This is a genomic window from Saccharothrix hoggarensis, assembly GCF_042678885.1.
Classification (GTDB): domain Bacteria; phylum Actinomycetota; class Actinomycetes; order Mycobacteriales; family Pseudonocardiaceae; genus Actinosynnema; species Actinosynnema hoggarensis.
In genome coordinates this window covers 1-1,783 of the sequence record NZ_JBHTLK010000025.1, presented here as the reverse complement: position 1 = coordinate 1,783, position 1,783 = coordinate 1, and the positions used below count along the sequence as shown (strand labels likewise).

Sequence of the window (1,783 nt, the reverse complement as noted above, 5' to 3'; positions counted from 1 at the left end):
GCTCAGGTCACCGCGCTCAGGTCACCGCGCTCAGGTCACCGCGCTCAGGTCACCGCGCTCAGGTCACCGTGACGATCCGGTCGGCGCGAGCCTTCGTGCCGTCCACGGCGAACCAGCCGCGCTCGAACGCCTGCCAGCGCCGCAGGTGCTCGCGGCTCGCCTCGCCGTCCCGCGCGACGGCCCGCCGCAGGCGCTCCTCCGGGTCCGGCAGCTCCACCCAGACGGCCTCGTCGAGCAGGGGCGCGACGGACCGCCGCGCGGCCGACACGCCCTCGATCACCAGGACGTCCGGGACCGGCACGGTGACGACGTCACCGAGCCGGGGCCACCCGTCCGTCCAGTCCATGCGCCGGTACCGCGCCTCGCGGCCGTGCCGGAGCGGGTCCAGCACCTCCGCGACCAGGCGCGGCCACCACGACACCGGGTCGGTCCACGTGGCGAAGTGGTCGGTCGGCACCACGGCCGCGCCCAGCTCCGCGGCGAGGCGCGCCGCGTAGGTCGACTTGCCCGAGCCCGAGGGCCCGTCGACCGCCACGAGCCTCACATGCTGCGCCGGCCGGACAGCGCCCGGCCGAGGGTGAGCTCGTCGGCGAACTCCAGGTCGCCGCCCATCGGCAGGCCCGACGCGAGCCGGGTGACGGTGAGGCCGGGGAAGTCCCGCAGCATCCGCACCAAGTACGTCGCGGTCGCCTCGCCCTCGGTGTTCGGGTCCGTGGCGATGATGATCTCGTTGACGTCCGTGCCGATGCGGGTGAGCAGCTGCCTGATCCGCAGCTGGTCCGGCCCGATGCCCGACAGCGGGTCGAGCGCGCCGCCCAGGACGTGGTAGCGGCCCTTGAACTCCCGGGTCCGCTCCACCGCGAGCACGTCCTTCGGCTCCTCCACCACGCAGATCAGCGTCAGGTCGCGGCGCGGGTCGCGACAGATGCGGCAGGTCGCCTCGGCCGAGACGTTGCCGCACACGTCGCAGAACACCACGCCGTCCTTGACCTTCTGCAACGCGTCCTGGAGCCGGCCGATGTCGGCCGGGTCCGCGGCGAGCAGGTGGAAGGCGATGCGCTGCGCGCTCTTCGGACCGACGCCCGGCAACCGGCCGAGCTCGTCGATCAGGTCCTGGACCGGCCCCTCGTACATCAGCCGAACAGCTTCCCGAGACCGCCCAGGTCGTCCATCCCGCCCATGCCGCTGGCCAGCGGGCCCATCTTCTGGGCGGCCAGCTCCTGCGCGGCGCGGTTGGCGTCGCGAACCGCCGCGACGACCAGGTCGGACAGCGTCTCGACGTCGTCCGGGTCGACCGCCTTCGGGTCGATGTTCAGGCTCTTGAGCTCACCGCCGCCGGACACCACGGCGGTGACCAGGCCGCCGCCGGCGGTGCCGGTCACCTCGGCCTCGGCCAGCTCCTGCTGCGCAGCGGCGAGCTGCTGCTGCATCTTCTGCGCCTGCTGGAGGATTTGCTGCATGTTGGGCCCACCGGGTTGCACCGCGGGTTCCTCTCTTCGGGGTCTGCCGCCGTCCACCAGCGTAGCCGCGTCGATCAGCCCTTCAACGGCCGTGCACCCAGCTCGTCCGCGAGCAGCTTCAACACGACCGCTTCGGGGTCGAGGCGCTCGCCGTCCGCGTCTCCGGGGAGGGCGGCCTCGGCGAACATCTCCTCCTCGTCCACCGGCTCCGGCGGGAGGGGCTCATCGGGCTCCGGCGGCTCGGGCGGCGGCGGCACGTCGTCCGCGGGGGCCGACCGGCCGGGCGGGGCCTGCCTGGTCGGCTCGGGCTGACGGGCCTGCTG

3 protein-coding genes and 1 pseudogene are annotated in these 1,783 nt (G+C 73.9%); all 4 read right to left on the bottom strand.

Features of this window, described 5'->3' with window-relative positions; all coding sequences use genetic code 11:
• Positions 1 to 58: 58 nt before the first annotated feature.
• The gene (locus ACFQ3T_RS07730; RefSeq protein WP_380721742.1) at positions 59 to 544 is read right to left on the bottom strand and encodes a uridine kinase family protein; all 486 of its coding nucleotides are present in this window, start codon (positions 542 to 544) and stop codon (positions 59 to 61) included.
• Positions 541 to 1,134, bottom strand: a complete 594-nt coding sequence (gene recR, locus ACFQ3T_RS07725; RefSeq protein ID WP_380721740.1) for a recombination mediator RecR — start codon at positions 1,132 to 1,134, stop codon at positions 541 to 543. Before recR ends, ACFQ3T_RS07730 begins: the two co-directional genes overlap by 4 nt.
• Positions 1,134 to 1,460, bottom strand: coding sequence for a YbaB/EbfC family nucleoid-associated protein (locus tag ACFQ3T_RS07720; protein ID WP_238413062.1), 327 nt, complete (start codon positions 1,458 to 1,460; stop codon positions 1,134 to 1,136). Before ACFQ3T_RS07720 ends, recR begins: the two co-directional genes overlap by 1 nt.
• Positions 1,461 to 1,534: 74 nt before the next feature.
• Positions 1,535 to 1,783, bottom strand: a pseudogene (locus tag ACFQ3T_RS07715) (DNA polymerase III subunit gamma/tau); the annotation flags it as partial.

Bases quoted from the DNA above. Each gene is read 5' to 3' on its own strand.
- recR (WP_380721740.1), bottom strand. From the start codon at position 1,134: ATGTACGAGGGGCCGGTCCAGGACCTGATCGACGAGCTCGGCCGGTTG.
- ACFQ3T_RS07720 (WP_238413062.1), bottom strand. From the start codon at position 1,460: ATGCAGCAAATCCTCCAGCAGGCGCAGAAGATGCAGCAGCAGCTCGCC.